The organism is uncultured Algibacter sp. (assembly GCF_905480415.1).
In the GTDB taxonomy this organism is placed as follows: domain Bacteria; phylum Bacteroidota; class Bacteroidia; order Flavobacteriales; family Flavobacteriaceae; genus Algibacter_B.
The window spans coordinates 1-8,130 of sequence record NZ_CAJQQI010000066.1; the positions used below are offsets into that span (position 1 = coordinate 1).

Sequence of the window (8,130 nt, forward strand, 5' to 3'; positions counted from 1 at the left end):
TTTCAACCAAATATTACTCAAAATTATTTGTATCACGACAATAATTACAGCAATAATGAACGTTGGGATTAACCCTATTTTCCCAAACAGACTAAATCCGAAATTGTAAAAAATGACAATCATTAAAACTGTTTGTATAATGTAATTAGTCAAGGCCGTTCTTCCCAAAGGTATCAAATATTTCAATACTCTTTTACCAATTAAAGTCGGGGCAATTTTGATTATTACCATGATATAAGAAATACTCATCAGCAGTTGACCAACCATTGATAAGAATTTATAACGAATGTTTTGAAGAGTAGGCACCTCATATGCATTACCCCCTAAAAGTTTTGAAGAAATAGTAATTATTATCCCACTGATTAAAATAGTTAATATCAGTTTTGTAGATTTTGGTGTTTTTTTAAAGAAGTCTACTGAGGCTAAATAGTAACCCAAAAGAAAAATACCAAGGAATTTAAAATAGCCTCCCGATGGTATGTAGCTTAATTGCTTCCATATAAAATTATGAATATTTAACTTGAATATTTCACTAACAGAACCCTTTCTAAAAATATTAATAACATCTACATTTAACATATCCGGATAGGAAGTGCGAGCAATTGGTGTTTGATTTGTGTTTGCAGGATTAAGAGCCAGCAAGGCTTCAGTAAATGGTAAAAGAGCAAAATCTAATAAAAGTGGTACAAACAGAAAAAAGAGTGACCATCGAAGAAGTTTTTTTGGTTTTACATTACGAAATAAAATAAGAATAAAACCATAAATAGAATATGTAAGTAATATATCTCCATACCAAAATAAAGTATGTAGAATCCCAATGATAAATAAAATGAACAATCTTCTCCGATACGTTCTTAAAAAATCAACAGTTCTATCTCTGTTTTTGTTGATTTGTATATAAAAACCAACAGCAAATAAAATTGAAAATATAGTGTAAAATTTACCTGTGACTGTAATTTCTAATAAATTATATAATTTATTATCTAACCCAAAGTTCGATATCTGTTTCAGCTCTTCAAAGGGCATAAACATGTAACCGCTGAAAAAACTCATATTCATAAAAATAATTCCGAGTAGTGCAAATCCACGAAGAATATCTATAATTTCGATTCTTTTATTTGGTTCAATAGGCTTGCTAATTGACATAGGTATATCTTTTTTTAATCAAATTATATTTTTCATATGGGGCCAAAATGAAAGGTAACGGTAAGTATATATATAGTAGTGAGGCACGAGCTATGATTTCATATACATTGTTAGCTGCTTTTTTTATTCTTTTCGATGTTATATTCCTTGTATTAAATCAATCCCCATTCCTAAAATTATTGCCACAAGAAAAAAAGTTATCATACCCAGCAGGTAAGATAAAAAACCTTTCAAATAGTTTGCTTTTTTGTTTTTGTCAAAGAATCGTCCAATTGCCCATGAAGTATATACTAGTGCAATCATTCCTCCTATTTGCAATATTGCTATTTTGATTGTGCTTTCTATGATTCCGAAAACTGTATAAATCAACATACCAATTCCCATTACGAAACAAAGTAAGATTAGAATTTCAAAAAAATTATATTCATATTTCCTAAAAAACACTTTAATCCAACCTGCAATAAAAATTGCCATCAAGATGTTCGCATAACCGTAATTACTCTGAATCCATCCGAAAATTTTCGTAGTTGCTGACTCCTCAAACCCTCCGGCATTTACATAACCATCTTCAAAGTGAAAAAATTGTTGAGCCAAAGTATAAATCAATGAAGTAATAATGATAAAGATTATCGGTTTTACAAGCCTACCTCTATCTTCAAGAATGAATTTTTGAATATTCTTTCCAGGTCTTAGTAATAATTCCCTTATCGTGTATAAAATCCCTTTATCGAAGTTTAATACGCTGCTAATTTCCTTTAGAATATATTGTCCATCTATTCTTTTCAATGCAATAGGAGTTCCACAATTAGGACAGTAATTTTGCATAACTTGAGATTTACAATTTTCACATAATTCTCCTATCATTTATTTAAGATTTCGTTCTTTTAAAACCTCTTTCAAATCTTTATCATTTTTAGAATTATTGACCATTAAATAAATGAAAAACAAAGGAATTAGTGTAAGAAATCCCCAAGTATTTTTCGCAACACTCCAAATTATTATTCCAATACAAAATCCAATTAATAAAGCATTAATAATGGAATCTGATTTTAGCTTTTTTGCTTTCTTCAAAAGTTCGTCGTCCGATGATTCTAATAACTCTTTTTTATTCATTAATTTTTTTGTTCGGTTGTTTTAATTGCAGCTAACGTGTTTGTATATGGTTTGTTGTGTGTTTCGAGCAACTAATTTAGTAAATAATAACGGACAAAGAAAGTCCGAGAGGACTTTCGCTAGCAGGTAAGAAGCCAGCAATAAATTATATGTGGTGTTGCCAACCGTTATTTATTTCAACTCAAGTTTGTTAATTCTATTTCCGACTGTAAATTCTTTCATTTCCTTTTCGAGATTATTAAAATCTACTTGTTTTACTTTCTTTATAATTTCTCCGTTTTTCATTAAATGAATTTCATCACAAGTATCCGCTAAAGTTGAAAATATGTGAGAAGAAATAATTACTATTTTTTCTAATTCTTTAAACCTTTTTATAATTTCAGTTATTATTAAATTACTTTGTATGTCAACGCCATTAAAAGGTTCGTCCAGAATAAAAACATCGTTTTGTTGCAAAAGAATAGCAGTTAAAGCCAATTTCTTTTTCATTCCTGTGGAATAAGTAGAAGCGTACTGATTTAACGGCAAATCAAATATGTTTTTGTTCTCAATATTGGATAATTCTATTTGTCTTGTGTTGGCAAGAAGTTGTATATATTCTTTTCCAGTAATTTTAGAGAAAAAGAACGGCTCTGTTAATAAAAGTCCTAAATGGTCTTTTAATTTAGTATTGTCATATGAGATATTTCCTTTATAATTTTCAAGTCCTGAAATACATCTAAATAGTGTTGTTTTTCCTGCTCCGTTTTCTCCAACAATGCCATATATTTTTCCTTTTTCAAATTCTAAATCTATTGAATTTAGAACTTGATTTTTACCATAAAACTTTGATAATTTTTTAATTTTAATCATTTAAAATGGTATTTAATTTTTTAATAGATTGAGAATAAAAAAGAGGAATAAATATTAAAAGTATTGGCGGAAACATAAAACTTAATCCAATTAAAATTACTTTTGACATATTCATTTCATTTGGGAAAGACGAATATTTAGCAAAAATTATTGTCGTGAGATAAGCATAACATAAAAAAATAAAAACAATTAAAATATCTATTTGATTAAAAAATGAAATCCCTAATGTAATTATAATTGGTAAACTTAAAATTGAAAAATAGGTTAAGCACGTTTTCATTTTTTCTAATAAAAATTCTTTTGAGGATAAATTGTAATTCCAAACAAAATATTCGTTTTCTGTTTTTGAATAATAGGAAAAGCAAGTAATTCCAATTAATAGCATAGAAAAAACACCAAGGTTAAAATTTCCAACTGTGACTGAAATATAAGTTAAGAAATAAGCTATTGGAAAAACATAAAATGTCTTTCTAAAGCCAACAGTAAATTCAAAAGGATTTTTACTGAATGGTGTTGGAATTGTTACATTTAGATTTGTACTAAAGTTGAACAACATTATAATAGTGACACATAAATTTAATATTATAGAGAAGAGAAATTGTTTTTGATAAATTAAAAAAAGAGTAAAAGGCAAGCAATAAATAATATTTTCTAATATTCTCAATTTTTTGTAATTGTATTTATTAAATATAGATTTTAAAAAATCATTTCTTTTTGGTTCACTTAATTTTGAAACGAAACTTACTGCAAGTAATCCGTAAATATAATTAGCAAATTCTGTTTTTTCAAATAAGTAATTAGATAATAAAACAAATACAAATGGTAAAAGTGTATATCCAATCAAAAGAGGAAGTCCGAAATCAATCATTTTCCTGTTTAGCATTTTAAATCGAAGTAGGAAATATACTTTCATTCGCAATTTTCATCTAATGATTGGCAACGGTCTTGTGTATGGTTAGTTGCGTGTTTCAGCAACTAATTTAGTAAACAAAAACGAACGCGAGAAAATTCCGAAGGAATTTTCCAAATAAGCAACGACCAAAGCAATTAATTATACACGTTGTTGGCAGTAGTTATTATAAATAGCTAAGCCATTTTTTCTCCTTATGATTTAGCTTATAGGCACTAAACTTTTTACACAGAGGATAAAGCAAAAGTACTACCCCTATCCATATTATATATACATAAACCAAATTTAGTCCGTACCCTTTGAGTTCAGATGATTCGGTAACCCATCCTGTTATAATCATTTTTTGCCATCCAAAATTGGTGAACCATGCCAATAGTAAAGCCAAAGTATGAATGATATATAAATGAAGTATATAGTAGAAAAAGGGAACCTTTCCATATACACCAATAAATTTTGCGATTTTTCCTTTGGTATTTTCAGTATATGCCAAAAAAAGAAGTATTGGTCCTAGTGTCATGAGTAAATAAGTCAAAGATGGAGGATACTTTGCCGGATTTAAAAATGAAAAGATTGTTTTTAATACAGTATCATAGCTTTTCCAATAATTAAGGTTTCCATAGGAGTTAATTAGACGTATAGCTAAAAATGCAACAACAGAAATTAAACCCATCAGCTTGAACATTTTTTGTCGCTTCAACGGTTCAATATTTGAATTATAGAATGAACCGAAATAATAGCCTAGTGACATTACTCCAATCCACGGAATGATTGGATAACCGACAACTAAAATTTTACCATTTTCTAAAGTAAAGAAGCCGAATTCATGAATAATCGACCATAAAATTCCTTTTTCAACAGGGAAATTATCAATTAAGTTGTGTCCAAAAATCATTAATAAACTAAAAATTAGCACATATTTTAACTTTAGGTGGATGAGTCCAGCAAGAAATACCATACTAATTCCTAAAGACCAGATTACAAGTAGGCTTATTGTACTAAAATGAACATCGAAATACCAAGAAAAATTAACTACAACTAATTCGATAAAGACTAACCAAATACCTCTCTTTAGTAGAAACGCAGATAACTCTGATTTTGATTTTTTTCTTCCTACCAGAAATGCCGATATGCCTGCTAAAAAACTAAATGCAGGAGCACAATAATGCGTTATCCATCGTGTAAAATAGAGGGTAATATTTGTGTTGTCTGGATCAGTTGGGTCAAAGAAAAAAGCATCATAATGAAAATAATCTCGCACATGGTCTAGCGCCATAATAATCATAATTAAACCTTTCAATAAGTCAAGTGATTCAATTCTCTTTGATTTATTTTGATTCATATTGTCTCTAAAATTATTGCCAACGGTCTTGTGTATGGTTAGTTGCGTGTTTCAGCAACTAATTTAGTAAACAAAAACGAACGAGAGAAAATTCCGAAGGAATTTTCCAAATAGTCACTAGCCAAAGCAATTAATTATACACGGTGTTACCTGTTGTATTCTTAAATGATAATTATCATAGTTTATGTTTCTTTAATTTTTTAATTTAAAAGATTCGAATAAATTTAAAGAGTTATGGAATCAATAAAAAAAATTAAGAAGGAAACAGTTGTAACTAACCTTCAAGAAGGATTAACAGATAAATTTAAAAAGAAAGTCTACATTATACAACCAACATTCCATAAAATGGATGGGAAGCTGGTTAAAGGGTTTTCTCTAGGGAGCTGTCCTTTAGAACTACCTCAAATAGCAGGAGCTATTCCAAAAGACTGGCAGAAAACATGTAGTCATGAATATTTTGAAGATATTAATTATGAGTCTGATGCTTCTGTGGTTTTCATAACTTCTCCTTCAAACGATATTTTACATGCGAAAGATGTTGCTGCAAAATTTAAAGAAAAAGGTAAAAAAGTTATATTTGGAGGACACGAGGATGCTTTCAGTGAAACTATTATCAAAGAGGCTTCAGATTCTTTTTATCGCGGTATTCCAGATAAAAAGGATATGAAGACAATGTTGAATGATGCTATTCAAAACAAATTGAAGCACCATTATGACTTTGGGCATAATTTTAATTACCATTATGATTATTCTGTCTACGAGGGAAAGAAAGTAAATTACATACATGTTCAAGGTAGTGCTGGTTGCTTATTTAAATGTGAGTTTTGTCGTCATCCTTCGGCTTCAAATGGAGGGAAGTTTAAACTCCGTGATATTGATTGTATTATAGGCGACCTGAAATCAATAAAGAAGTTAACTAAATATGTAGCATTTAAAGATCCTAATTTTTTCAATAATAGAGCACATTTAATTAAATTATGTGAGCGATTAATTAAAGAGAAATTAGGAATTATATGGGGTGCACAGATGCCAATTTATGTAGGCAAGGATAAAGAAGTATTGCAATTAATGCGAAAAGCTGGATGTAGAATTATTTATATAGGTTTCGAAACTTTGAATCAAAAAAATCTTGATAGTGTTAATAAGCCATTTAAGGTAAGGGATTATTTGCCAATGGTTAAAAAAATACAAAAATCAGGTATTAGAGTTGTAGGGTATTTTATGTTTGGTTTTGATTATGATACTAAAGAATCTTTTGATCAGGTGTATGACTTTGTGAGTGAATCGAAAATTGCTTATCCAATAGTTAATATTTTAACACCTGTTCCAGGAACTCCAGTGTTTGATAGGATGAAAAAAGAGAGAAGATTAGATCTTCCAGATGCGGAAACTTTTAAAAAAGTAAATCCTTTGTATAGTATTCCATGTAATCATGCCTATTTTGAGCCAAAATTGATGTCAAGAAAGGAATTGGAAGATAGTTTCATGAATTTGTCAGAACGCCTTTCAAGTTTCAAAAATGTATTTAAAAGGGCCTTTTATAATTTTAATATACTTTCATTTATTTTGTTAAAAATGAATTTGGAGTTTAGAAAAGACCATCAAAGAATGGAGGTTCTTTATAACAGCCAACGGTCTCGGCTATGAGTAGTTGCGTGGGTTAGCATTTAACTTTGTAAGTACACACCAAACTGAAAATCCGCGAGGATTTTCAGAAGTAGACGAGAACAAGCAATTACTTATGGCCAATGTTATGGGCTGGGTTTATTCTATTTTGAGGATATGATTAAAATATTTAAGAACAATTGAGATTTATTTTTCCGAATCAATAATTTCAAATATTCCCTAATATGTTTTTTAAATAAAAACTATAAGTAATTGATTTTATTCCGAATCAAGAATATTTTTATTCATCATTTCAACAATTCCAGTTCGATCGTAATATGTATAATATCGATCAATTAATTTATCTTTATTGAAATGCGCGGCAAAATTCATTCTCAATTTCACAGTACCTTCCTGATATACAATTTCATTAGAAAAATAAGAGATTACCATCACTCCAGTTAAACCAGAATATGCCATTGTTTCTTTTGCAATAATAGGCACATCTACATTATCTGTATACGTCATGGATTGCACTCCAGATGTTTCTTTCCAATTTTTCCACCAATCCAAAACATTTGATTTTCCACTTAATTTTGTTCTAGTGCCTGCATCTCCATCCGGAAAATAAAACTCTACATCTTCAGCCAACATAGATCCCCATGAATCAAATTGAAAATTAGTAAGTTCTGTTAATGCGTTAACTGCAAGATTAGAATACTCAGGAGAAGCAATTTCATAATTTGGATTAATATTATCAATTGTTTTTTCAGGAGGCGATTCACAGCCAATAGATAGCATAGCAATTAAACAAACTATGAGAAATGGTTTTAGCGATTTAAACTTTAGTTCTTTCATATCTTTATTATTAGTTCTTACTCATTTGGCTTTTCAGATTTCGCCCCGTTTTTTATGGTTTCTGGTCTCCATTATATCAATCTAAAAATAACACATTTTTTTATTATAATTATTCAACTTTTTTTTTCATAAAAGGCAACTTAAAGGGTTCTAAAAACTTGCCCATAACGTGTTTGTATATAAAATGTAGCATGTTAATAAACGCTAACTATTTGGATTATGCACGAATTTTTAAATACACAAAAACCTTTGTAAAAGCTGGTAATAGCTATGTTTTATATACGATGTTAGCAAATGTATGTTTATC

General features: G+C 29.2%; 8 protein-coding genes. 1 reads left to right on the forward strand and 7 read right to left on the reverse strand.

What is annotated here, in order from left to right; genetic code table 11:
* The 6 genes from QZ260_RS05235 to QZ260_RS05260 form a co-directional block, all read right to left on the reverse strand.
* A partial coding sequence (locus tag QZ260_RS05235; RefSeq protein WP_295983585.1) for a DUF418 domain-containing protein occupies positions 1-1,146 on the reverse strand: 1,146 nt, incomplete at its 3' end.
* A gap of 138 nt (positions 1,147-1,284) precedes the next feature.
* A complete protein-coding gene (locus QZ260_RS05240) occupies positions 1,285-2,010 on the reverse strand; it encodes a DUF3667 domain-containing protein (protein WP_295983588.1) in 726 nt (241 codons plus the stop codon).
* Positions 2,011-2,259 (reverse strand): FUSC family protein, encoded by a 249-nt coding sequence (locus QZ260_RS05245; RefSeq protein ID WP_295983590.1) that lies wholly within the window; start codon positions 2,257-2,259, stop codon positions 2,011-2,013.
* Between the two features lie 171 nt (positions 2,260-2,430).
* Positions 2,431-3,111, reverse strand: coding sequence for an ATP-binding cassette domain-containing protein (locus tag QZ260_RS05250; protein ID WP_295983593.1), 681 nt, complete (start codon positions 3,109-3,111; stop codon positions 2,431-2,433).
* Positions 3,104-4,024: an ABC transporter permease gene (locus QZ260_RS05255; protein WP_295983596.1), complete on the reverse strand. Its 921-nt coding sequence runs from the start codon at positions 4,022-4,024 to the stop codon at positions 3,104-3,106. The genes QZ260_RS05250 and QZ260_RS05255 overlap by 8 nt, the downstream gene beginning before the upstream one ends.
* 163 nt (positions 4,025-4,187) lie before the next feature.
* On the reverse strand, positions 4,188-5,360 hold the full coding sequence (locus QZ260_RS05260) for a heparan-alpha-glucosaminide N-acetyltransferase domain-containing protein (RefSeq protein WP_295983598.1): 1,173 nt from the start codon (positions 5,358-5,360) through the stop codon (positions 4,188-4,190).
* A 234-nt stretch (positions 5,361-5,594) separates the two neighbouring features.
* Between QZ260_RS05260 and QZ260_RS05265 the strand changes: the two genes are divergently transcribed.
* Entirely contained in the window at positions 5,595-7,007 is a 1,413-nt protein-coding gene (locus QZ260_RS05265) for a radical SAM protein (protein WP_295983600.1), read from the forward strand.
* A gap of 237 nt (positions 7,008-7,244) precedes the next feature.
* Here the strand turns inward: QZ260_RS05265 and QZ260_RS05270 are convergent, their stop codons facing one another.
* Positions 7,245-7,823: a hypothetical protein gene (locus QZ260_RS05270; RefSeq protein ID WP_295983603.1), complete on the reverse strand. Its 579-nt coding sequence runs from the start codon at positions 7,821-7,823 to the stop codon at positions 7,245-7,247.
* Between the last annotated feature and the right edge of the window lie 307 nt (positions 7,824-8,130).